This window comes from Streptomyces triticagri (assembly GCF_003429565.1).
Classification (GTDB): Bacteria; Actinomycetota; Actinomycetes; order Streptomycetales; family Streptomycetaceae; genus Streptomyces; species Streptomyces triticagri.
In genome coordinates, this window is sequence record NZ_QUAK01000110.1 from 1 (window position 1) to 23,088 (window position 23,088).

The window sequence follows — 23,088 nt, forward strand, 5'->3', positions numbered from 1 at the left end:
CCTCGAGGTCCCGGCCGGGCCGTTTCCGTATGCTCCGCCCGCTCAGTAGCTGATCTGTCAGAAGCTGATCTGGTTGATGGTGTCGGCTATCGAGTTGAGGAAGCGGTTCACCGACGGCGCCATGTCCGTCGACGCGAGGAAGAAGCCGAACAGCACCGCAACTACTGCGGGTCCTGCCTTCAGGGAGCCGCCGCGGATCAGCACCACAAGGATGATCGCCAACAGCAGCACCACAGACAGCGAAATGGCCACACTGATCACACCCTAGGTCGGTCCGCTCTCCCGGCCCGGAGGTACGCGACCGCGCACACCCCCGCCAGAACCATCGTGCCACCAACAGGCCTGCCGTATGCGGCGGGTGACGCATCGTCGGCCACGACCCGAGCCTCTGTGCGAGACGGCGGGGGCGCGAGGAGGCCGCGGAGACCGGTGTGACGCCTGTGAACAGCCGCCTCGCATGCGGCAATTCACCTGACTACGGGCACGTCCGATTCGGCTTGATCGTTTCCCCGGGGCGTATGCCGTTCGCCGGGAATTCGAATTGTTGCGGCGAACACATACGGGGAGGGACTGCCAGGTCCGGGAGTTGACGCCGGTCCCGGAGCCGCGACATGTCACCCGTGTCACACGCGGGCGTTATGCCCTGATTGTTCGGGACAAATCTACTTGTAACGCCGGGGTGATGACTCGCCATTCATTCATGGATTTCTCACAAGTCACCGAGTCGACTTCTCCGCAGGAGGGGTACCCGAGCACTGTGCGCAGTATTCCGATCAAAGACTTCCGGGGTTTTACGGATTCCCCGGACCGGCGCTAGGGTGCCTCGAATGTTCCACGCTCGCGTACCGCTCCCCGAGGCGCAGACGCCCGACCGGCTGCAGGCGCCGCCGGACTCCCGGCCGCCGCACGGCGCGCCGAAGTCCCCCTCCCCTGCGGAGACTTCGGGTCCTCCCGCCCCGAAGGCCGCGGCGCAGCGTGATCCGTTCTTCGACAACGCCAAGTACCTCGCGATCGTGCTGGTCGCGATGGGGCACGCCTGGCAGCCGCTGACGGGCGACAGCCGGGCCGCCGAGGCGCTGTACATGACGGTGTACACGTTCCACATGCCGGCCTTCATCGTGATCTCCGGCTATTTCTCGCGCAGTTTCGACATGCGCGCCGACCGGCTCAAGCGGCTCGTCACCGGTGTGGCCGTGCCCTACGTGCTCTTCGAGGTGGCGTACTCGCTGTTCAAGCGGTGGGCGGACGACGATCCGACGCATCCGGTCAGCCTGCTCGACCCCTGGTATCTCACCTGGTTCCTGGCCGCGCTCTTCGTCTGGCGTCTGACGACTCCGCTGTGGAAGCTGGTGCGTTGGCCGGTGGCGCTGTCTCTTGCGATCGCCGTGCTCGCCTCGGTGTCGCCGGACATCGGTGACGATCTCGATCTGCAGCGGGTGCTGCAGTTCCTGCCGTTCTTCGTGCTCGGTCTGGTGCTCAAGCCGGAGCACTTCCAGCTGGTGCGGCGGCGCGAGGTGCGGCTGCTCGCCGTCCCCGTGTTCGGGCTCGCCCTGCTGCTCGCGTACTGGGCGGGACCGCGGATGACGTCCGCGTGGTTCTACCACCGGGACAGCGCACAGGAGTTGGGCGCTCCGGCCTGGACGGGCGGGGTGATGACGCTCGCACTGTTCGGCTGCTCGATCGTCCTGATGGCGTGCTTCTTCGCCTGGGTCCCGCGCCGGCACATGTGGTTCACGGCGCTCGGTGCCGGGACGCTGTACGGCTATCTGCTGCACGGCTTCCTCGCCAAGGGCTCGCGTTTCTGGGGCTGGTACGAGGACTACGAGTGGCTGCACCGGCCGCTCGGCGAGATCTTCGTGACCCTGGTGGCCGCGACCGTGATCACGCTGCTGTGCACCAAGCCGGTGCAGCGGGTCTTCCGGTTCGCGATGGAGCCGAAGATGGAGTGGGCGTTCAAACGGGACGCGGCACAGCTGGCCCGGGAGCGGTCCAAGTCGGGCTCGACGAACGGTCGTTGAGCTTCGGTCGGGCGGGCTCGCGCCGCTCTGATCAGTCGTCCTCGCCCAGGCCCAGGCGGGCGCGCATGTCGGCGTACTTGCGGGTCAGCCGTTCGCGGGTGGGGCCGTCCAGGGCGGCCAGGCGGGCCGGATCGGCGTTGTGCGCCAGGTCCGCGGCCTTGACCAGACGGGCACCGTCGGTGGCGAGAATGCGGTCGGCGTAGGCCCCCGGGTCCTCGCCCGGCTGCTTGGTCAGGGCACGCACGATGTCCTTGGTGCCCGGCGAGAGGGGCGCCTCGTCGAGCCAGCGGGAGCTGAGCGCGTCGTCCTCGATCGCGTCGTGCAGCCAGGCCGCCGCGATCTGTTCGTCGGAGCCGCCCCGCGCGCGGGTGCCCTCGGCCACGGCCTGCAGATGTCCGGCGTACGGGCGGCCCGCCTTGTCGGTCTGTCCGGTGTGCGCGGCGCGTGCGGTGGCCTCCACCTCGGCCAGGGTGAGGCGGCGGACGGTGTAGTCGTAGGTGATGCCGGTGGCGGCCTCGCTGCGGGTCCACAGGCGGGCGGCGAGGGCCTGATCGCGGGATCTGCGGCTGGTGTTGACCACTGCCGGATGCCCCTTGCGCTGTGCGAATCCGTCCGGCCCGATGCAGGTGCCGCCGCGTACGCCCGGCGCGGTGGCCGCGTACAGCAGGGGCAGGGCGCCCATCTCCGGTGACTGCGCCTTGCCGCCGGCCAGGAACTTGCCCTGCAGCGAGGTGTCGCGGCGCTGCCCCTCGGTGCCGGCCACGCCCGGGTGCGCGGCCACGGACAGGAGCGGGCGGCCCGCCGTGCCGAGGCGACGCTGCAGTTCGTACGCGAAGAGCAGGTTGGCGAGCTTGGACCGGCCGTAGGCGATCCAGCGCTGGTAGCGGCCGCGGTCGGTGTCGAAGGCGGTGAGCAGATCGCCGCCGAGGCCCGCGAGCCGGTGCAGTCCGCTGGAGACGGTGACGACACGGTCGCGTACGCGGTCGAGCAGCAGGCCGGTGAGGGCGTACGGGCCGAGGTGGTTGGTGCCGAGGTGGCGCTCGAAGCCGTCGGCCGTGGTGCCTTCCGGTACGGCCATGACGCCCGCGTTGTTGATCAACACGTCGGCGCCGGTGTCCAGTTCGTCCGCGAAGGTGCGTACGGAGGCCAGGTCGGCGAGGTCGAGCCGGCGCAGCCGGATGTCGCCGTCGATCGCGTCCGCGAGGGCCCGGGCCTTGTCCAGGTCGCGGCAGGCCATCACGACGGTGGCGCCGGAGCGGGCCAGGGCGCGGGTCAGCTCGGCTCCGAGTCCGCTGTTCGCGCCGGTGACGATCACCGTGCGTCCGGTCTGGTCGGGTGCGTCCGCCGCCGTCCACGGTGCCATCGGGCCACCTCCTGGGGTCTGTACTCAGAGTAGGCCGCGCGCTCGGGGTGCGGGTCAGAAGTCGGGGCGCAGACCCGCAGCGACGAGCAGCAGGTAGCCGACCCAGAGCGCCGGGAGCAGGGCCACGTAGGCGAGTGGCCGCCGGTGGACGGGGCTCGCGATCGGCACCTGGGGGCCGTGCCGTCCCGCTACGGGGGGCTGCAGTGCGGTGATGCGGCGCCGGGCCACGAGATTCCGCACGAGCGCGAACGGTGCGAGGAGAAACAGCGAGAACGGGCTCCACCAGCCCTGCCAGAGGGTGCGGGTCGTCATCTCGCGGAAGACGGCGGTACCGCAGACGGCACACATCTCGCCGGCGACCTGCTGGGACCGGGTCCGCAGGACCATCCCCTGGTGTCCGCGGAAGGTGACCTTCGCGGTGGGCAGGCCGGCGCAGAAGCGGCAGCCGGTGGCGTACGAGCCCGGCTGTCCGTACGGCGGTCGCCAACTCGCTTGCGCGGCAAAGGGGTTGCCCGGTGGTGGCGGTGTGGTCACGCGCTCGATCATACGGACCGCGGTCCGGTCGGCGCAGTCGACCGCACGGAACCGGGCGCCCCGGCTCCACCCCCGCTGAGCTGCGACGACGCGACCACCAATCGTTTGGTAACCTAAGTATTGACGCGTCCTTGACGCGTCCTTTGCTCTCTAAAACTTTTTCTTTGCCTCATTCGTTGCCCGTCCCCGCAAGACAGGAGGAAGCCCATCGGCCACGCAGACACCCTCATAGCCATGGGTGGAGCCTTTCTCGCCGCTGCGGTCCTCGCCCGCGTCGGTGGCCGAATCGGTCTGCCCACCATCCCCCTCTTCATCCTGGCCGGCATCCTGCTCGGCCCGCACACACCCGGCGTGGTCCTCGTCGGGGACCCGCACGAGCTGGAGATGCTCTCCGCGCTCGGGCTCGTCCTGCTGCTCTTCTACCTCGGCCTCGAGTTCCACATCGACGACCTGAAGGCCGGCGGCAAGAAGATGGCCGTCGCCGGCGGCAGTTACCTCCTGCTGAATGTCGGCGCCGGTCTCGCCTTCGGCTTCCTGCTCGGCTGGGGCACCTCCGAGGCGCTGGTGCTCGCGGGCGTGCTCGGCATCTCGTCCTCGGCGATCGTCACCAAAGTCCTGGTCGACACCGGGCGTCTGGGCAATCCCGAGACCAAGCCGATCCTCGGCATCATCGTGGTCGAGGACGTGTTCCTCGCGCTGTATCTGGCCGCTCTGCAGCCGATCCTGTCCGGTGCGGACAGCCTCTCGGCGGCCCTGGTGGACGGCGGCAAAGCGTTCGGCTTCCTGCTGCTGCTCGCGCTCGCCGCGCGCTTCGGCACCCGCCTGGTCAGCAAGCTGATCAACACCCGGGACGACGAGCTGCTCGTCATCTCCTTCCTCGGTGCCGCCGTCTTCGTGGCGGGCGTGTCCGAGTGGTTCGGTGTCGCGGACGCCATCGGGGCCTTCATGGTCGGCCTGATGCTCGGCAGTACGAGCTCCGGCGAGCGGATCATGAAGCTGGTGCACCCGCTGCGGGACGCCTTCGGCGCGATCTTCTTCTTCGCCTTCGGCCTGTCCATCGACCCGGGCGATCTGCCGGTCGTGCTCTGGCCGGTGCTCGCGGCCGTCGCCCTGACCCTCCTGATGAACGTCCTTGCGGGCCTCGCCGCTGCGCGGATCTACCGCTTCGACGCCCGTCCCGCGGCGAACATCGCCACCACGCTGCTCGCCCGCGGTGAGTTCGCGCTGATCCTCGCCACCATGGCGGCGACCGCCGGACTCGACAGCCGGCTCTCCCCCTTCATCGCGGGCTACGTCCTGCTGCTCGCCGTACTCGGGCCACTGGCCGCGGGACGGTCGCACTGGCTGGCGCGGCTGCTTCCGGGCGGGCGTCCGCCCGCGGGTCCGGGGGCGGCTCCGAAGCCGGATCCCGAGCCGGCGTCGGGCCCCGAGGCGGTCAGCCTTCCCGGCACAGCAGAAGCAGTGCCCGGTCGTCGTTGACGTCCTTCGCGACCGCCTCGATGAGGTGCCAGGCAGCGCCGTGGAAGCCGCCCGCGACATAACGGTCGGCCTCTCCGGTGAGGCGGTCGATACCTTCCGCGATGTCCCGCTCGGCGGTCTCCACCAGGCCGTCGGTGAAGAGCATCAGCACGTCGCCGGGGCGCAGGGAACCCTTCACCGGGTCGAACTGCGCCCCGTCGTACACCCCGAGGAGCGGGCCCTCGGCCGACTTCTCCTCCCAGCGGCCGCTGCCGGCGTGCAGCTGGAGCGCCGGAGGATGGCCCGCCGACTGCAGTTCGTAGTCGCCGGAGTCCAGGTCGAGGGCCAGGTGGATGGAGGTCGCGAAGCCCTCGTCCCAGTCCTGGCGCAGCAGATAGCCGTTCGCCGCCGGCAGGAAGGCGTGCGGCGGGAGCGAGCCGAGCAGGCCGCCGAAGGCGCCGGAGAGCAGCAGGGCGCGGGAGGCCGCGTCCATGCCCTTGCCGGACACATCGGTGAGGACGACCTCGAGGGTGCGTCCGCCGCCGGTACGGGCGGCCACCACGAAGTCCCCCGAGAACGACTGGCCGCCCGCCGGGCGCAGCGCCATCTCCCGGTGCCAACCGTTCGGCAGCTTGGGCAACTTGCTCTGCACCCTGATGCGTTCGCGCAGGTCGAAGAGCATGGTGCCGCCGCGCCGCCACGGCACCCCGACCCGGCTGCGGAACTGCGCGATCAGCAGCCCGAAGAACCCGCAGGCGCCCACCACGAGGACCACACCGGGTGTGACGCCCACCGGCACGCGGTCGTAGTCGCCGAGCTGTACGGACTCCACGACCAGGGCGGCCGCGGCCGCCGCGTACAAGCCGAGCAGGCTGGCGGGGCGCAGCAGCAGGCCGCCCGCCACGATCGGCAGGACGAGGGTGGCGGGTGCGCACCACTCGGGGCGCGCCAGGGTGGCGGCCGCGATGGCCGGGATCGTCAGGAGCAGGGCGACGAGCGCGATCCAGTCGGAACCGTCGCCGCGGAAGTAGTCCACCCCGGATCTGCGCAGCGCTGTGCGGACCCGGTGCGCACGCTTGCGCATCCGGGCCGTCACCGTCTCGGCCTCGGCTCGGCCCGACTGTCCTGCTGCCATTGCTCGTGGACCCTATCCATCCTGCCTGTGGACGCGCACGGGAGGCCCGGCTTGTCCCTCACACGGGCGGGCCGGGTCCCCGACGGCTGACAAGGCCCGGCGCGGCCCGTGTCGGCACAAAAATGCCTGGCCCAGTATCGGAGCTCCCTGGTAGGGGTGGCGTATGAGCTATGACATCCGCGTCCTGGAGCCGGCCGACTGGGACCGCTGGTTCAGCACTCTGGAGCTGGCCTTCGGTGGGATCGCCGAGACGGCCGAGGTCCGGGAACTGGACCGTGCGGTCACCGAGTACGCACGGTCCATCGGCGTCTGGGACGGCGACCGGGTGATCGGCACGGCCGGCGCCTTCTCCTTTCAACTGACCGTCCCGGGCGGCTCGTTGGTGCCCACAGCCGGTGTCACGATGGTGGGTGTCTCGCCGGTGCACCGGCGCCGTGGGGTGCTCACCGCGATGATGCGGCGGCAGTTGGACGACGTACGGGCACTGGGTGAGCCGCTCGCCGTGCTCACGGCCTCGGAGCCGGCGATCTACGGCCGGTTCGGCTACGGCGTCGCGTCCCAGAAGCTGTCGGCGGAGGTCGAGACGGCCCGGGTCGCGCTGTCGGTGCCGCCCGGTACGGACGACGTACGGCTGCGGCTCGCGGCCCCGGCCGACGTACTGGACGAGTGCGAGGCGCTCTACGCACGGCTTGTGCCCGGCCGTCCGGGGATGATCGCGCGACTGCCCGGCTGGGAGCGGCGGATGGTGGCCGATCCCGCGGAGGACCGCGAGGGCGCCTCGCCGCTGCAGTGCGTGGTGGCCGAACGGGCCGGTGAGACCGTCGGGTTCGCCCGCTACCGGATCAAGCCGGTGTGGCGGCCCGGTTCGGTGCCGGAGGGCGAGGTGCGGCTCGATGATCTGGAGGCGCTGGATCCAGCGGCGTACGCGGCACTGTGGCGGTTCCTCTTCGGCATCGATCTGACCTCGCGGATCGTGGCGGGGGACCGGCCGGTGGACGACGCCTTCCAGCACCTGGTGTCCGATGCGCGGCGCTGTGGGCTGCGGCTGCGGGACGGCCTGTATCTGCGTCCGGTGGAGGTCGGCGCGGCGCTCGAGGCCCGGACGTACGCGGCCGAGGTCGATGTGGTGCTGGCTGTGGAGGACACCTTCTGCCCCTGGAACACGGGGCGTTGGCGGCTCAGCGGAGACGCCAAGGGCGCGAGCTGCGAGCGGACCACGGATCCGGCCGAACTCGCCCTGTCCGTACGGGAGATCGGGTCCGCGTATCTCGGCGGCTGCTCGCTCGACTCGCTCGCGGCGGCCGGGCGGGTGCGCGAGCTGCGCGAGGGCGCGCTCGTGCGGGCGTCGGCGGCCTTCGCCTCGGTGCGTGCGCCGTGGCTGCCGCACGGGTTCTGAAGAGGGCGCTTTCTCAGGCCCGTTGGCAGCGCGGGCACCAGAAGAGGTTGCGGGCGGCCAGCTCGGCGGTGCGGATCCCGGTGCCGCAGATCAGGCAGTCCTGGTTCGCGCGGCGGTAGACGTACACCTCGCCGCCGTGGTCGTCCACGCGCGGCGGGCGTCCCATCGCCTCCGGGGTGTGCTCGGGTCGGACGGTGTCGATGCGGTTCTGTCGGACGCCTTCGCGCATCAGGGCGGCGAGGTCGGCCCAGAGCGCGTCCCACTCGTCGCGGGTGAGGGCCTTGCCGGGGCGGTACGGGTCGATGCCGTGGCGGAAGAGGACCTCGGCCCGGTAGACGTTGCCGACGCCCGCGACGATCTTCTGGTCCATCAGGAGCGCGGCGACCGTGCTGCGGGAGCGCGAGATGCGCTGCCACGCCTTGTCGGGATCGTCGCCGGGGCGCAGCGGGTCGGGTCCGAGCCGCTGGTGTATCGCCTGCTTCTCGCCGTCGGTGATCAGCGCGCAGGTGGTGGGCCCGCGCAGATCGGCGTACGCGTCCTCGGTGCGAAGCCGCAGCCGGACGGTGTCGGTGGGCGGCGGCACGGGGGCCGTGCCGAAGTCCAGCTTGCCGAAGAGGCCGAGGTGGATGTGCACCTGCCCGGCGTCGAAACCGAGGAAGAGGTGCTTGCCGTGCGCCTCCGCGCCGCGCATCACCTGCCCGTCGAGCAGCGCCGCCGCATCCGAGAACTTGCCCTGCGGACTGCTCGCCCGGACCGCGCGCCCGCGGAAGCGGTCACGATGGTCGGCGGCGAGGCGATGGATCGTGTGCCCCTCGGGCACGGCATCCTCCAGGGAGTGCGGCGGGACGGACGGCGTACGGCCCCCTCACCCGGGGGCGAAGGGGCCGCGGAACGCGGGGAGTTGCGGGGAGTTACGGCTGCTGCGGGTGGTGGTCCGGGATCGGGGGCAGCTCACCGGTCGTCTCGTACGCGGAGAGCATCTCGATGCGGCGGGTGTGCCGGGGCTCGTCCGAGTACGGCGTGCCGAGGAAGATCTCGACGAACTTCGTCGACTCCTCGAGGGTGTGCATACGGCCGCCGATGGAGACCACGTTGGCGTCGTTGTGCTCGCGGCCGAGTGCGGCGGTCTGCTCGCTCCAGGCGAGGGCGCAGCGCACTCCCCTGACCTTGTTCGCGGCGATCTGCTCGCCGTTGCCCGAGCCGCCGATGACGATGCCGAGCGACTCCGGGTCGGCGGCGGTCCGCTCCGCGGCGCGGAGGCAGAACGGCGGGTAGTCGTCCGCCGCGTCGTAGATGTGCGGGCCGCAGTCGACGGGCTCGTGGCCATGGGCCTTCAGCCACTCGACGAGGTGGTTCTTGAGTTCATAACCGGCATGATCGGAGCCGAGGTACACGCGCATGGACCGAGTGTGACACGGCGCGGCACGGCGCTCGGTCAGGGGTCGTGGTGCAGAGCCGTGTGAGCGGCGGGCAAATTGTGCAGAAACTTGCCGGTGGATACGGGGGTCGACCGGACAGGCTGTGGTCATGGATTCGCAGACACCGACCACCGCGTCCGCACTCGGCACCACCGGCCCCGTACTGCTTCCGGACGATCCGGGCTACGACGAGGAACGCTCCGGTTTCCAGGCCGGATACTCCCACCGCCCCGATCTGACCGTGGTCGCCGCCGACGCCGACGACGTACGGGCCGCCGTGACGCACGCGGCGGGTCGGCGGCTGCCGGTGGCCGTGCAGTCGACCGGGCACGGGCTCGCCGTACCCGCGGACGGCGGCGTGCTGGTCTCCACCCGGCGGCTGACCGGCCTGAGCATCGACCCGGTGGCGCGGACCGCCCGCGCGGGCGCAGGGGTGCGCTGGGCCGAGGTGATCAAGGCCGCCGCGGAGCACGGGCTCGCCCCGATGAACGGCTCGGCGCCCGGCGTGGGTGTCGTCGGCTATCTCACCGGCGGTGGACTGGGCATCCTGGGGCGGCAGTTCGGGTACGCGGCCGACCATGTGCGGGCCGTCGAGCTGGTGACGGCGGACGGGCAGCTGCGGCGGCTGACGCCGGACAGCGAGCCGGACCTGTTCTGGGCGGTGCGCGGAGGCGGCGGGAACTTCGGGGTGGTCACCTCGATCGAGTTCGCGCTGGCTCCGCTGCCCCGGGTGTACGGCGGGGTGCTGGCCTTCGACGGTGCGTATGCGGACGAGGTGCTCGCGGCGTATCCGGGGTGGGCGCGGTCGCTGCCCGAGGAGCTGACCTCGTCGCTGGCCCTGATGACCTGGCCGGATGCGCCGTTCGCGCCGGAGGCCTTCCGCGGGCGGCATGTCACCCAGCTGCGGATCGCCTTCACGGGGGACGCGGCCGAGGGCGAGCGTCTGGTGGAGCCGCTGCGCAAGGTGGCGCCGCGGCTCGCGGACCGGCTGCGGGAGATGCCGTACACCGAGAGCCACACCATCCACAGCGATCCGCCGGAGCCGCACCCGTACGACGGGGACAACGCATTGGTGACGGGGCTCTCGCCGCAGGCGCTCGGGAGTCTGGCCGGGGCGGAGGCGCGCGAGTCCGCGGTGGTGCAGGTCAAGCATCTGGGAGGTGCGCTCGGTCGGGCGCCCGAGGTGCCGAACGCGGTCGGACACCGGGACGCGGACTTCCTGGTGACCGTGCTCTCCGTGCTGTTCAGCAGGGACCGGGCGACCGCGCGGGCGACGCACGAGCGGATTCTCGCCCCGCTCGAGCCGCACCGCGTCGGCCGTCAACTCAACCATCTCTTCGGCCGGTTCGGCCTGGAGCAGGTGCGCGACGGCTACGAGCGGGACAGCTGGGAGCGGCTGACCCGGGTCAAGGGCGAGCACGATCCGGAGAATCTGTTCCGCCTGAACCACAACATTCCGCCGGCGGGAGGTAGCTCCTAGGCGGCGCTACCTCAGGTCGTCGCGGGTCAGTGGGTAGGCGGCGACGGAGTCGCCCTTGCTGGCGTACAGCCGCTCGCCGTCCCAGGCGAACGGCCTGACCCGGTCGCTCCCGTCGGCCGGGCCGAGCGTGGCCAGGGTCTTGCGCCGGCCGTCCTCGGGGTCGACGGCAAGGAGCCGTACGCCCTTGGCGTCGGCCACGGTGGCGAGCAGGGTGCCGGCCCCGGCCGCGAAGAGCTCGGGCCGGTGCTCCTCCTCCTCGGACTTCCAGCGCAGCTTGCCGGCGGTCAGGTCGTAGGCGTGGTCGGCCTTGTAGACCTGGTGCGCGTCGTCGACAGTCTTCGCGGGCTCGTCCTCGAGGTGGGTGACCAGGGTGTCGCCGAGGACGAACTGCGGGACGAGGCCGGGCTTCGCGATCGTGTTGCCGTCGTCGGCCGGGTGCCGGTCGCCCTCGAAGCCGCGCTCGGAGGTATGGATCTGCTTGTCGCGCACGAGGGTGCGGAGCACCTTGCCGCGCTTGTCGTAGGTGCGTGTGGAGATCTTGCCGCCGACCCTGACCTCCAGGGTCGTCACGGGCTCGGAGGTGACGATGCGGCGCAGTTCGGTGCCCGCGGGCGAGCTCCACAGGCGCTTGCCCGACTCGGCGTCGTACAGCGTGAAGGACTTGCGGGCGTCGTCGCCGACGGCGATCCGGGTGCCGTCGTGGAAGGTGTCGTCGATCTCGCTGTCCGGGGTCCCGAGCGTGCCGAGCCGCTTGCCGCTGCGGGCGTCGAAGCGCTGCAGTACGCCGGTCTCCCAGCGGGTGAGACTCAGGACTGACCTGCCGAGGCTGACGGCGCGCAGCTGCTCGGTGCCGCGCTCGGTCCAGAGGAGTTCGCCGGTGGTGATGTCGAGGGCGCCCACCGTCGTGCAGTCGCGCCGGATGCCCTGGTCCGGGTGCTCGGTGCGGGTGGCGAAGACGACGGCGCCGATGCCGTCGGCGTTCGGCTGCCGCGTCATGGTGCAGACGCCGTCGGTGCCCTTGGGCATGCGCAGCTTCCAGCGCTGCTCGCCCGTCCTGGCGTCGTGGCCGGCCAGGCCGCCGGGCGAGGACTTGCCGCCGTTCCCGGTCCGTACGACGAACATGTCGTGGCCGGTCCAGACCCAGTCGAGGTTCCCGGCCACGGGCTCCTGCCAGCGGGCCTTCAGGCGGGCGGGGCCGGACGGCTTCGCGGGCTTCGACGCACTGCTGCCGCCCTTGCCGCCGTCGTCCGCCTTCCCGCCGCCGCTGCACGCCGCGAGCAGCAGCGCGCACAGGACGGCCGCGCCGGCCCCGGACCACGTGTGTCGCACCATCGTCTCCCCCGCGCCGTTCGGTGAACCGGCGAATCTACCCGCGAATACGCCGACGGGCTCCGGTCTTTCAGAGCCCGTCGGCGTACGCAGTTGTGGCGCCGGGGTGTCAGTCGCGGCGGCCGATCAGCTTCCAACTGGTGGGCAGCGCGCCCATGGCGAGCGCGGCCTTGAGGGCGTCACCGATCAGGAACGGCACCAGGCCCGCGGCGACGGCGGCGCTCAGCGACATCCCGGTGGAGGCGGCCAGCCACGGCACGCCGACCGCGTAGATCACCGCGGAGCCGACGGCCATCGTGCCCGCCATCCGCAGCATCGAACGGTCGCCGCCGCGCCGGGCGAGCTCGCCGACGACGCCCGCGGCGGCCAGCATGCCGAGCACATATCCGAAGGAGGCGCCGCCCCAGCCGGCCGTGCCGCCCTGGAACCACGGCACCCCGGCCATGCCCACCAGCGCGTACAGGGCGAGCGAGAGCAGGCCGCGGCGGGCGCCGAGCGCGGTGCCGACCAGGAGCGCGGCGAAGGTCTGACCGGTGACCGGGACCGGGGAGCCGGGCACCGGCACCACGATCTGGGCGGCGATGCCGGTGAGGACGGCGCCGCCGGCGACCAGGGCGATGTCCCGGGTCCTGGAGGCGGGCAGCAGGTCGGCGAGGACCTCGCCGGGACGGGTGGCGACGGCGGCGGTGCTCATACGGGCTCCAGGGGAGGCGAGGGGACGGTGGCGGGCGGACAGAGCGGGCCAGGACACCGCGACGTTAGCCCACGGCCCCCCGCCCGATCACCATGAGGCACCGACAAAGGGGGCGTCGACCATGTGGTGGAGTCCTCACAACGCCTCCAGTCATGCACAACGGCCCGTCGAGGGCGACGTGATGCTGGTCACTGGGGCGACGGCCGGAGTGCGGGCTTTTGCGCCCCGGAGTCCGGGCGGGAGAGACTGTGGGGTCCCACCAAAGACGGGAGCCGCTCCCGATCCTGTACGAAGGCGCTTCCGCTCATGCACGATGCCAAGGCCGGCTCCGGGGAACCGCTCACGGACGGCCTCACTCCGGAGCCGCTCGCCGGAGGTCTCAAACAGCGCCACCTGACCATGCTCGGCCTCGGCGGGGTGATCGGGGCGGGCCTGTTCGTCGGCTCGGGTGCCGGTATCGCGCTCGCCGGGCCCGGCATCGTGGTCTCGTACCTGGTCGCCGGGGCGCTCGCGTTCCTGGTGATGCGGATGCTCGGGGAGATGTCGGCGGCGATGCCGGCGTCCGGGGCGTTCTCGGTGCATGCCGAGCGGGCGATCGGCCGCTGGGCCGGATTCACGGTGGGCTGGCTCTACTGGTTCCTGCTGGTGGTGGTGCTCGCCGTGGAGGCGACGGCGGCCGCGCAGATCGCGCACGGCTGGGTCGAGCCGGTGCCGCAGTGGGCCTGGGTGCTGGTCTTCATGGTGGTCTTCACGGTGGCCAACCTGGCGGCGGTGAAGAACTTCGGGGAGTTCGAGTTCTGGTTCGCCACGCTCAAGGTGGTGGCGATCGTGCTCTTCCTCGGGCTCGGCGTGCTCGCCGTGTTCGGCGTGCTGCCCGACACGGACCCGGTGGGTCTCACCCATCTCACCGGACACGGCGGCTTCTTCCCGAACGGCGTGCAGGGCGTGGTCTCCGGGGTGCTCGCCGTGGTGTTCGCCTTCGGCGGGCTCGAGGTCGTCACCATCGCGGCCGCGGAGTCGGACGATCCGGCGCGTTCGGTGTCGCGCGCGGTCCGCAGTGCCGTCTGGCGGATCCTGCTGTTCTACGTCGGTTCGATGCTGGTGATCGTGACCGTGCTGCCGTGGACCGAGCAGAGCGCCGGTCTGAGTCCCTACGTCAAGGTGCTCGACGCGATCGGCATCCCGTCGGCCGGGCAGATCATGAACATCGTGGTGTTCGTGGCCCTGCTCTCGGCCCTGAACGCCAATCTCTACGGCTCGTCCCGGATGGTCTTCTCGCTCGCCGAGCGCGGCGAGGCACCGCGCGGACTGCTGAAGGTGTCGGGCGGCGGGGTGCCACGGCGTGCGGTGCTGGCCTCGGTGGCGTTCGGCTTCGTTTCCGTACTGCTCAATCTGGAGTGGCCGGACTCGGTGTTCCTCTACATGCTCAACGCGGTCGGTTCCGTACTGATCTTCGTCTGGGCGCTGATCGCCGTGTCCGAACTGCGGCTCAGGCGCCGGATCGAGCGGGAGGCGCCCGAGAGGCTGGTGCTGCGCATGTGGGCCTTCCCGTATCTGACCTGGGCCGCGCTGGCGGCGATGGCGGCCCTGGTGGGTCTGATGCTCACGGACGACACCGCGCGGCCGCAGCTGCTGTGGTCGACGGCGGCCACCGGGGCGGTCCTTGTGGTGGCGGGGCTACGGGAGTGGCGTGAACGTGCACGGAAAGTGAACGAGTTGTCCGGATAGCGGTCCACGGGTTCATCCGCGCCAAGCGGGCGCTCAGACTGTCCGGGCCGGACTGTCGTCTCACGTACTGGACCATCAAGCCCATGACTCGGACATCTCCCTCCACCGGGACTGTCGAGGCCAAAACGGACTCCTCGCCCACGGCGGACACCTCGCCCGTCGAGACCTACACCGCCGACACCGCCGATGACACCGCGACCGACACCGCGGGCACGACCCTGTCGCACGGCCTCAAGCAGCGCCATCTGTCCATGATCGCGCTCGGCGGGGTGATCGGGGCCGGGCTCTTCGTCGGCTCCGGTGCCGCGATCGCCGCCGCGGGTCCGTCGATCATCGTCGCGTACGCCATCTCGGGCGCCCTCGTCATGCTGGTGATGCGCATGCTGGGCGAGATGTCGGCGGCGAGCCCGGCGTCCGGATCGTTCTCGGTGCACGCCGAGCGGTCGATCGGGCCGTGGGCGGGATTCACCGCCGGCTGGTCGTTCTGGTTCCTGCTCTGTGTGGCCGTCGGCCTGGAGGGCATCGGCGCCGCGAAGATCATGCACGGCTGGGTGCCCGGCGTCGCCGAGTGGGTCTGGGTGCTGGTCTTCATGGTGGTGTTCTGCGCCACCAACCTGGCCGCCGTACGGAACTTCGGCGAGTTCGAATTCTGGTTCTCCGCCCTGAAGATCGGCGCGATCGGCCTGTTCCTCGGCATCGGCGTGCTCGCCATCCTCGGCGTACTGCCGGGCAACGACGCCCCGGGCATGACCAATCTGACCGGCGAGGGCGGCTTCCTGCCGAACGGCAGCGAGGGCCTGATCGTCGGCCTGCTCGCCTCGGTCTTCGCGTACGGCGGTCTGGAGACCGTGACCATCGCGGCCGCCGAGTCCGAACACCCGGTGCAGGGCGTGGCGAAGGCCGTCCGCGCCGCGATGTGGCGCATCGCGATCTTCTACGTCGGCTCCATGGCGGTCATCGTGACCCTGGTCCCGTGGAACAACTCCGCGCTGCCGAACCCCGACAAGGGCTCCTACGTGGTGACCCTGGAGCACCTCGGACTGCCCGCGGCCGGCCAGATCATGAACGTGGTCATCCTGGTCGCGCTGCTCTCCGCGATGAACGCCAACATCTACGGCGCCTCGCGGATGGCGGGCTCCCTGGTGGCCCGCGGCCAGGGCCCGAAGCGGCTCGGCCGGATCAGCGGCGGCGTGCCGCGGAACGCGGTGCTCGCCTCCAGCTGCTTCGGCTTCTTCGCCGTGCTGCTCAGCTACTGGTACCCGGAGACGGTGTTCGCCTGGCTGCTCAACATCATCGGCGCGATCATCCTGGTCGTCTGGTTCTTCATCGCCGCGTCCCAGCTGCGCATGCGCCGCCGGCTCGAGCGCGAGGCGCCCGAGAAGCTGGTGGTGAAGATGTGGGCGTACCCGTACCTCACCTGGATCGCGCTCGCCGGCATGGTGACCGTCTTCGTACTGATGGCCCGCGAGCCCGGCACTCGTGAGCAGCTCTACTACACGGGCGGTCTGACCGCGTTCCTCGCCGCGACCGGCTACACGCTGCAGCGGGTCCGGGCGCGCCGGGCGCCCGCCGAGGAGAGCTGACCGGCACTCCCCCGAAGTCCCCGTTCGCAGGCCGCGAGCGGGGGCTTCGGCGTTCCGGCCGGCGTCCTGGTACGCCGGGCGGCGCGGGCGCCATGTTGCTGTTAGCCTGCACTTGCAACATAGTCGCAATAAGCACTCGGCGACCAGTGCCCCGCGCACGCCTTGCTCGTGATCGTCTTCTCAACCTTCACCGGGCAGGCGGTACAAGGAAGGCCCCCCGCAAGGACGTGACTTGCGGGGGGCCTTCTGTCCGTACGGGCCGTGTACGAGCGGACGCCTCAGAGGTTCGAGAAGTCCGGGCCCTCCGTGCGGGTGCGCTTGATCTCGTAGAAACCGGGGGTGCCGGCCACCAGCAGGGTGCCGTCCCAGAGGCGGGCCGCGGCCTCGCCCTGCGGGGCGGGCGTGACGACGGGCCCGAAGAAGGCGATCTGCTCGCCGTCCGCACCGGGCACCGCGATCACCGGGGTGCCGACGTCCTGGCCGACCTTGTCGATGCCCTCCTTGTGGGAGGCGCGCAGCTGCTTGTCGTAACGGTCGGAGTCGGCGTAGTCCGCGAGCGAGGCGGGCAGTCCGACGTCCTCCAGGGCACCGAGGATCGCCTCACGGGTGGGGCCCTCGCCGTTGTTGTGGAAGCGGGTGCCGAGTGCGGTGTAGAGATCGCCGAGCACCTCGGGGCCGTGTTCCTCCTGCGCGGCGATCACCACGCGGACCGGGCCCCAGCCGGAGGTGAGCAGCTCGCGGTACTCCTCGGGGAGTTCGTCGATCTTCGGCTCGTTCAGCACGGAGAGGCTCATCACGTGCCAGCGGATCTCGACGGGGCGGACCTTCTCCACCTCGAGCATCCAGCGCGAGGTCATCCAGGCCCAGGGACACAGGGGGTCGAACCAGAAGTCGGCGACGACCTTGTCCTGGGACGGGGTGGTGGTCATGTCTCTCCTCGGGTCGGATCCACGGGCATCAGCATGGGCATCAGGGAGCACAGCCCCCGGACTCGCCAACGCCCTCCGCGGTGAACCCATTCCCGGATGTCCGCCCGGGAGGCCACATGGCAGGATCGTAGCCATTCCGAACGACGCCGAACGACGACGAACGCCGACGAACGCCGCCGACGAACGACGCCGAACGATCACGTACGTGCCACGAAGGAGTGCCCGTGCCCGGTGAGAACCTGACCCGCGACGAGGCCCGCGAGCGGGCCGCCCTGCTGTCCGTCGACGGGTACGAGGTGGCCCTCGATCTGCGGTCCGCGGTGGGTGACGCCGAGGAGGGCGAAGCACCGCGCAGCTTCAGGTCGGTCACCACCATCAGGTTCCGCTGCGCCGAGCCGGGGGCCGCAAGCTTCGCCGACCTCGTCGCCCCCACGGTGAACGCCGTGTCCCTGAACGGCCGGGACCTCGACCCGGGCGAGGTCTTCGACGGCACCCGGGTCACCCTGGAGGACCTCGCCGAGGAGAACGTGCTGGTGGTGGACGCCCAGTGCGCCTACAGCCGCACCGGCGAGGGGATGCACCGGTTCGTCGACCCGGAGGACGGCGAGGTCTATCTCTACACCCAGTACGAGCCGGCCGACGCCCGCCGGGTCTTCGCGAACTTCGAGCAGCCGGACCTGAAGGCGCCGTTCCGTTTCGAGGTGCGGGCGCCCGAGGGCTGGACGGTGTGGTCCGGCGGTGCGGGCGAACTGCAGGACGGCGTCTGGCGGTTCGCCGAGACCAAGCCGATCTCGACCTACATCACGGCGGTCGTCGCGGGCCCGTACCACTATGTGACCGACACCTACCGGCGGACCTTCGAGGACGGCAGCGCCCTGGAGATCCCGCTCGGCGCCCTGTGCCGCAAGGGCCTCGCCCGGTACTTCGACGCGGACGACATCTTCCTCGTCACCAAGCAGGGGCTCGACTTCTTCCACGACCACTTCGACTACCCGTACCCCTTCGGGAAGTACGACCAGGCCTTCGTGCCCGAGTACAACATCGGCGCGATGGAGAACCCGGGCTGTGTCACCTTCCGCGAGGAGTTCGTCTTCCGCTCCAAGGTGACCCGCGCGTCCTACGAGCGCCGGGCGAACGTCATCCTGCACGAGATGGCGCACATGTGGTTCGGCGACCTGGTGACCATGCAGTGGTGGGACGACCTGTGGCTCAAGGAGTCCTTCGCCGACTTCATGGGCACCTTCTCGATGGTCGGGGCCACCCGCTTCACCAACGGCTGGACCACCTTCGCCAACAACCGCAAGGCCTGGGCGTACCGCGCGGACCAGCTGCCCTCCACCCACCCGGTGACCGCGGACATCCGCGACCTCGAGGACGCCAAGCTCAACTTCGACGGCATCACGTACGCCAAGGGCGCCTCGGTGCTCAAGCAGTTGGTGGCCTATGTCGGGCAGGACGCCTTCCTGGAGGGCGCGCGGCGGTACTTCAAGCGGCATGCGTACGGGAACACCCGGCTCGGCGATCTGCTCGCCGTACTGGAGGAGACCTCGGGGCGCGACATGGCCGGCTGGTCGCGCGCCTGGCTGCAGACCGCGGGCGTCAACTCGCTCACCCCGCAGGTCACTTACGACGCCGCCGAGCGCATCACCGAACTGGCGGTGCTCCAGGAAGCCGCCGACTCGCACCCGGAGCTCCGCCCGCACCGGGTGGCCGTCGGCCTCTACCGGCGCACCCCGGACGGCGACCTGACCCGCTACGCCCGCGCCGAGGTGGACGTGTCGGGACCGCGCACCGTGGTCGCGGAGCTGGCCGGGGCCGAGCGGCCCGACCTCGTCCTGGTCAACGACGAGGACCTCACGTACTGCAAGATCCGCTTCGACGAGCGGTCGCTCGACACCCTGCGGGCGCACCTCGGGGACATCACCGACCCCTTGGCCCGCGCCCTGTGCTGGTCCGCGCTGTGGAGCCTGACCCGGGACGCGCTGATGCCGGCCCGCGACTTCGTCTCGCTCGTCCTCGACTTCGCGGGCCGCGAGTCGGACATCGGTGTGCTGCAGATGCTGCACACCTGGGCCCGCTCGGCGCTGACCCTGTACACCGCGGCGGAGCACCGCGAGGCGGCCGGCCGACGCCTCGCCGAGGGAGCGCTGCGCGAGCTGCGCAATGCTGAGCCCGGCAGTGAACAGCAGCTGGCCTGGGCCCGGTTCTTCGCCTCGGTCGCCTCCGCCGAGGCCGATCTGCAGCTGCTCGACGGACTCCTCGAGGGTTCCGCCAAGATCGACGGTCTCGATGTGGACCAGGAGTTGCGCTGGGCCTTCCTGGAGCCGCTCGCCGCGCACGGCGCCGCGGACGAGGCGCGACTCTCGGCCGAGCTGGCGCGCGACGACACCGCCTCCGGCAAGCGCCACCAGGTCCGCTGTCTGGCGGCGCGCCCGTCCGCGGCGGTCAAGGCACAGGCCTGGGCGCAGGTGGTGGAGTCCGACGCGCTGTCCAACGCGCTGGTGGAGGCGACGATTTCGGGCTTCCAGCAGTCGTCCCAGCGGGAGTTGACGGCGCCGTACGCGCCCATGTACTTCGCGGCGATCGAGCGGGTGTGGGCCGAGCGGTCGATCCAGATCGGCATGGACGTGGTCAGCGGGCTCTTCCCCTCGCTGCAGAGCGACGGGGCGACGCTGAGCGCCGCGGATTCCTGGCTGGACGGGCACGAGTCCGCGGCGCCGGCGCTGCGGCGCCTCGTCCTCGAGGCCCGGGACGATCTGGCGCGCTCGCTGCGGGGGCAGGCGTGCGATGCGGCGGCGGTGGATCGGTAGCGCTGTTTGTTCCCCACCCCGCCCCTTCCCGAAAGTCCTGCCGGACGGGCCTCCCAATCGCCGGAGGGGCTCTTATAGCGGGGTGGGGTGCCCGTACCGAGCTGTGACGGACGCTTCCGCCGGGGCCCGTAACCCCCATTCGGACCAGCGCCTTTCGGTACTCGAACTCCCGTACTTTAGGGCCGTGTTGTCCGGATTCTCCGACGAGCGTGTAACAGCCGTTAGGGTCCGCCCGAGACGCGGGAATCTCGGGTTCATGAACCACAACACCCCGCTGTCGTCCGACACTTCACTGCCGCACACCACCCCGCAGGCGCCGCCCCCCGGCGGCCGCGTGCTGACCACGGCCCAACTGCGCGCCCAGGGCGTACGTCCCGCGGACGCCCTGGCCGCCGCCCGGCCCGGAGGTCCCTGGCAACAGCTCCTGCCGGGCGTGTTCCTGCTCCGGCCCGGACCTCCGACCAGCGACGAGCGCCTGCACGCCGTACTCCTCTACGCCGGCCGGCCGCCCCTGGCCCGGGTGCCGCGGCAGGGCGCGAGCGGTCGTACGGAGACCGGGTCACCGTACGGGGACGCGGTGCTCACCGGTTTCGCGGCGCTCGCGCTGCACGGCTTCTCGTCCGCTCCCCCGCTGCTCTCGCTCGACCGGATCGATGTGCTCGTGCCGCGGACCCGGCGGCTGCGCTCCGTCGGCTTCGCCGGCCTGGTGCGGACGCAGACGCTGCCCGCCCCGCAGTGGATCACCGGGCTCCCGGTCGCTCCCGCGGCCCGTGCGCTCGCGGATGCGGTGGCCGACCTGGACAGCCACGCCCGCTCCGGCGAATCCGACGGCTCGGGCGACTGCGAGACGGTCCGGCGACTGCTCACCGAGGCGGTGCGCAGCGGGAGTTGCGAGCCGGCCGCGCTGGTCGCCGAGCTCACCAGGGCGCGGCTCCTGGGCCGGCCGCAGGTGAGCGGCGCGGTCGACGCACTGCGTGCCGAGGGGCGGTTGATCGCCGAGGACCGGCTCTATCGGATGGTGCGCGAGTACGGCCTGCCGGACCCGCTGTGGAACGTGGACCTGCGGCTGCCCGGCGGCCCGCACCTCGGCGGTGTCGACGCGTACTGGCCGGACCAGGCGGTCGCCCTCGAACTCGACACCGGCTCGGCCGGGCGGCTGCCGGACGGCTTCGACGAGACTGCGGACGACTGGCGCGAACACACCCGCAGGCGGGAGCACTTGGAGCGGCTCGGGATCACCGTGGTGCATGTCCCGCCCCGTCGTCTGCGGGAGGCCATGGACGAGCAGGCGGCGGTGGTGCGTACCGCGCTGATGGCCTCCGACGAGCGCGAGCCGGCGGCGTATGTGATGGTGCTGCCGCGGTGAATGGCGCGGTGCCCCGCGGGCCGGGTCGGTGCTGAGGTCCGCGGGGCGGCGGGTGTGCATCAGGGCTTGCGCAGGACGAGTTCGGTGTTGCGGTCCGCGGGGGTGCCGGAGAGGGTCTGCTTGGCGCCGGGGGCGTTGAGCGAGAGTTCGCGGTAGAGGGCGGCGAGGCCGGGCTCCGAGAGGTCGTCGAAGTCGGTGCGGTGCGGGGCCGCGGACTCGATCAGGGTGGTGAAGAGGGACAGCGTCCCGTCGCCGTTGTCGGTCAGCTCGATCACGCGGGCCAGCTGCGGGAAGTCGATGTGCGAGGCGGTGGAGATCTCCCAGAAGCCGTCGTGCGCCGTGATCGCGTTCTTGTGGCTGTGGCCGTTGACCCAGGCGAGCACATTGCGGTGCTGCGCCAGGAGGGCGGTGAGCTCGTCGCCGCCGTGCCGGGTCTCGTCGGGGCGGGCCGGGTCGGGGCGCGTGTTGCGCATGGTGGCGCCGGTGTGGTGGCTGAAGACGATCGCGTACGCGTCCCGGTTCCCCTTCAACGTACGCTCCAGCCAGCGCAGTTGACCCGTACCGAGGGAGCCCTCGTAGTGGCCGCCGGCGTCCGTGGTGTCGAGGCTGATGCCGATGACGTCGCCGGAGATGCGGAAGCTGTAGTGGCGGGTGTCGGTGTCCAGGTTCTCGTCGGTGTAGCCGTGGCCGACGGGGCCGGGGCCGGTGCGGGCCGGGTCGAGATGGGCCTTCACGTACTCGGCGGGCGTGTACGGCGCGCGGGACGGGTCGGGGGTGACCGGTCGCAGCCGGCGGGCCTCCGTGCGCATCAGTTCGCGGAACCGGGCGCCCTTCGGGTCGAGGCCCTTCTTGACGGTGCGCCAGAAGGCGTCCCCGCGTGTCTCGTCGAGCGACATCAGCTTGCGGCCGCCGACCGCGAAGTCGCGGAACCAGCCCTCGTCGCCCGGTGCGTAGCAGCCGCCCGGCAGGACGTCGTGGTTGCCGACCGTGGCGTACCAGGGGACATTGAGGCCGGGGCTGCGGACCGGGCGGCGGGCGGCGTCGAGCAGGCCGTCGATGCGGGGGAAGCCGAGGCGCTTGTCGGCGTCGCGGAGGTCGTCGCCCGGGTGCCAGTAGAGCGGGAGTCCGGAGCTCTGCACGCCCTCGTAGCGGCGCGGGTCGCCGGTGTCGGGGGTGATGGTGCCGCCGCTCATCACCCGCAGGTACCAGTCGAGTTCGCAGCGGGCGTTGTTGTCGGTGGTGTCGCCGGTGGTCATCACGAAGCCGAGCGGTGCGCCGGTGGCCGGCGCGCCTCGCAGCGCGTTGACCCGCTCCACCAGGGAGACCGCGCCGGCCACGGTGAGCGTCTCCTGCGGCCGCCAGGCGCTGGTGGTCTGCGCGCGCAGGTACTCGTAGCGCAGCGGATGCTGTACGTCGACGATGTGCAGGTCGGTGAACTGGACGAACGCGGCGAGCGTGGTGCGGCGTTCGTCCCTGCCGCCGTTGGCCGCGGCGAGGTCGGAGCGGACCACGCGGGGCCAGGCGGGGCCGTCGCCGAGCCGGCGGAAGCCGGAGACGGTGCCGGGGGCGGCGACGGACTGGAGGGTGGTGCCGCGGGTGTAGGGGGCGAGGGGTGGCGGGGGTGCCTTTCGGGACAGGGCGGGGGCGGCGGCCGGGCCGGGGTGGGCGGCGCCGGCCCGGCCTCCTCCGCCCAGGGTCAGGCCTATCCCGGTCGAGGCGGCGACGGCGCCCGCGACGGTGAGGAACGAGCGGCGGTCGAGGTCGGCGGCGAAACGTGTGCGCGGCATGGCGCGTCTCCCGGGTACGAACGCGACGGGGTCGCGGGGAACTCCCCGCGTCTCCTGGAT

General features: G+C 71.4%; 18 protein-coding genes. 8 read left to right on the plus strand and 10 right to left on the minus strand.

The genetic code is table 11. The features are described from left to right. Positions 1-57 precede the first annotated feature (57 nt). Positions 58-252: a hypothetical protein gene (locus DY218_RS20090; RefSeq protein ID WP_128557482.1), complete on the minus strand. Its 195-nt coding sequence runs from the start codon at positions 250-252 to the stop codon at positions 58-60. A 575-nt stretch (positions 253-827) separates the two neighbouring features. On the opposite strand from DY218_RS20090, the gene DY218_RS20095 reads away from it, so the two are divergent. Then, entirely contained in the window at positions 828-2,018 is a 1,191-nt protein-coding gene (locus tag DY218_RS20095) for an acyltransferase family protein (RefSeq protein ID WP_128557483.1), read from the plus strand. 31 nt (positions 2,019-2,049) lie between these two features. Here DY218_RS20095 and DY218_RS20100 read toward each other — a convergent pair whose 3' ends face one another. After that, complete coding sequence (locus tag DY218_RS20100; RefSeq protein ID WP_128557484.1) at positions 2,050-3,381, minus strand: oxidoreductase; 1,332 nt, start codon at positions 3,379-3,381, stop codon at positions 2,050-2,052. A gap of 54 nt (positions 3,382-3,435) precedes the next feature. Further along, positions 3,436-3,915: a hypothetical protein gene (locus tag DY218_RS20105; protein WP_128557485.1), complete on the minus strand. Its 480-nt coding sequence runs from the start codon at positions 3,913-3,915 to the stop codon at positions 3,436-3,438. Between the two features lie 234 nt (positions 3,916-4,149). Between DY218_RS20105 and DY218_RS20110 the strand changes: the two genes are divergently transcribed. Then, a complete protein-coding gene (locus tag DY218_RS20110) occupies positions 4,150-5,394 on the plus strand; it encodes a cation:proton antiporter (RefSeq protein WP_128557486.1) in 1,245 nt (414 codons plus the stop codon). Here the strand turns inward: DY218_RS20110 and DY218_RS20115 are convergent. Next, positions 5,351-6,508: a PP2C family protein-serine/threonine phosphatase gene (locus tag DY218_RS20115; RefSeq protein ID WP_128557487.1), complete on the minus strand. Its 1,158-nt coding sequence runs from the start codon at positions 6,506-6,508 to the stop codon at positions 5,351-5,353. The two genes, DY218_RS20110 and DY218_RS20115, sit on opposite strands and share 44 nt — an antisense overlap. A gap of 163 nt (positions 6,509-6,671) precedes the next feature. Between DY218_RS20115 and DY218_RS20120 the strand changes: the two genes are divergently transcribed. Continuing rightward, positions 6,672-7,904: a GNAT family N-acetyltransferase gene (locus DY218_RS20120; RefSeq protein ID WP_128557488.1), complete on the plus strand. Its 1,233-nt coding sequence runs from the start codon at positions 6,672-6,674 to the stop codon at positions 7,902-7,904. A 13-nt stretch (positions 7,905-7,917) separates the two neighbouring features. On the opposite strand, the gene DY218_RS20125 is transcribed toward DY218_RS20120, so the two are convergent. Further along, positions 7,918-8,724 carry an Fpg/Nei family DNA glycosylase gene (locus DY218_RS20125; protein WP_128557489.1) on the minus strand — a complete coding sequence of 269 codons (807 nt, stop codon included), beginning with the start codon at positions 8,722-8,724 and terminating at the stop codon, positions 7,918-7,920. 91 nt (positions 8,725-8,815) lie between these two features. Further along, on the minus strand, positions 8,816-9,304 hold the full coding sequence (locus DY218_RS20130; protein ID WP_128557490.1) for a ribose-5-phosphate isomerase: 489 nt from the start codon (positions 9,302-9,304) through the stop codon (positions 8,816-8,818). A 127-nt stretch (positions 9,305-9,431) separates the two neighbouring features. Between DY218_RS20130 and DY218_RS20135 the strand changes: the two genes are divergently transcribed. Next, a complete protein-coding gene (locus DY218_RS20135) occupies positions 9,432-10,802 on the plus strand; it encodes an FAD-binding oxidoreductase (RefSeq protein ID WP_128557491.1) in 1,371 nt (456 codons plus the stop codon). A 6-nt stretch (positions 10,803-10,808) separates the two neighbouring features. Here the strand turns inward: DY218_RS20135 and DY218_RS20140 are convergent, their stop codons facing one another. Together DY218_RS20140 and DY218_RS20145 are read right to left on the minus strand one after the other, a co-directional pair. Beyond that, a complete protein-coding gene (locus DY218_RS20140) occupies positions 10,809-12,134 on the minus strand; it encodes a PQQ-binding-like beta-propeller repeat protein (protein WP_128557492.1) in 1,326 nt (441 codons plus the stop codon). Positions 12,135-12,240: 106 nt separating this feature from the next. Beyond that, positions 12,241-12,825 (minus strand): biotin transporter BioY, encoded by a 585-nt coding sequence (locus tag DY218_RS20145; RefSeq protein ID WP_128557493.1) that lies wholly within the window; start codon positions 12,823-12,825, stop codon positions 12,241-12,243. Positions 12,826-13,131: 306 nt separating this feature from the next. Here DY218_RS20145 and DY218_RS20150 point away from each other — a divergent pair, with 306 nt between their 5' ends. Further along, positions 13,132-14,553 carry an amino acid permease gene (locus DY218_RS20150; protein ID WP_128557494.1) on the plus strand — a complete coding sequence of 474 codons (1,422 nt, stop codon included), beginning with the start codon at positions 13,132-13,134 and terminating at the stop codon, positions 14,551-14,553. 83 nt (positions 14,554-14,636) lie between these two features. After that, positions 14,637-16,136 carry an amino acid permease gene (locus DY218_RS20155; protein ID WP_128557495.1) on the plus strand — a complete coding sequence of 500 codons (1,500 nt, stop codon included), beginning with the start codon at positions 14,637-14,639 and terminating at the stop codon, positions 16,134-16,136. Positions 16,137-16,414: 278 nt separating this feature from the next. Here the strand turns inward: DY218_RS20155 and DY218_RS20160 are convergent, their stop codons facing one another. Next, a complete protein-coding gene (locus DY218_RS20160; protein WP_128557496.1) occupies positions 16,415-17,065 on the minus strand; it encodes a mycothiol-dependent nitroreductase Rv2466c family protein in 651 nt (216 codons plus the stop codon). A gap of 224 nt (positions 17,066-17,289) precedes the next feature. Here DY218_RS20160 and pepN point away from each other — a divergent pair, with 224 nt between their 5' ends. Beyond that, positions 17,290-19,875, plus strand: coding sequence for an aminopeptidase N (gene pepN / locus DY218_RS20165; protein ID WP_128557497.1), 2,586 nt, complete (start codon positions 17,290-17,292; stop codon positions 19,873-19,875). Positions 19,876-20,131: 256 nt separating this feature from the next. Next, a complete protein-coding gene (locus tag DY218_RS20170; protein ID WP_233521728.1) occupies positions 20,132-21,241 on the plus strand; it encodes a hypothetical protein in 1,110 nt (369 codons plus the stop codon). Between the two features lie 59 nt (positions 21,242-21,300). Here the strand turns inward: DY218_RS20170 and DY218_RS20175 are convergent, their stop codons facing one another. Further along, complete coding sequence (locus DY218_RS20175; RefSeq protein WP_128557498.1) at positions 21,301-23,028, minus strand: TIGR03767 family metallophosphoesterase; 1,728 nt, start codon at positions 23,026-23,028, stop codon at positions 21,301-21,303. Positions 23,029-23,088 lie beyond the last annotated feature (60 nt).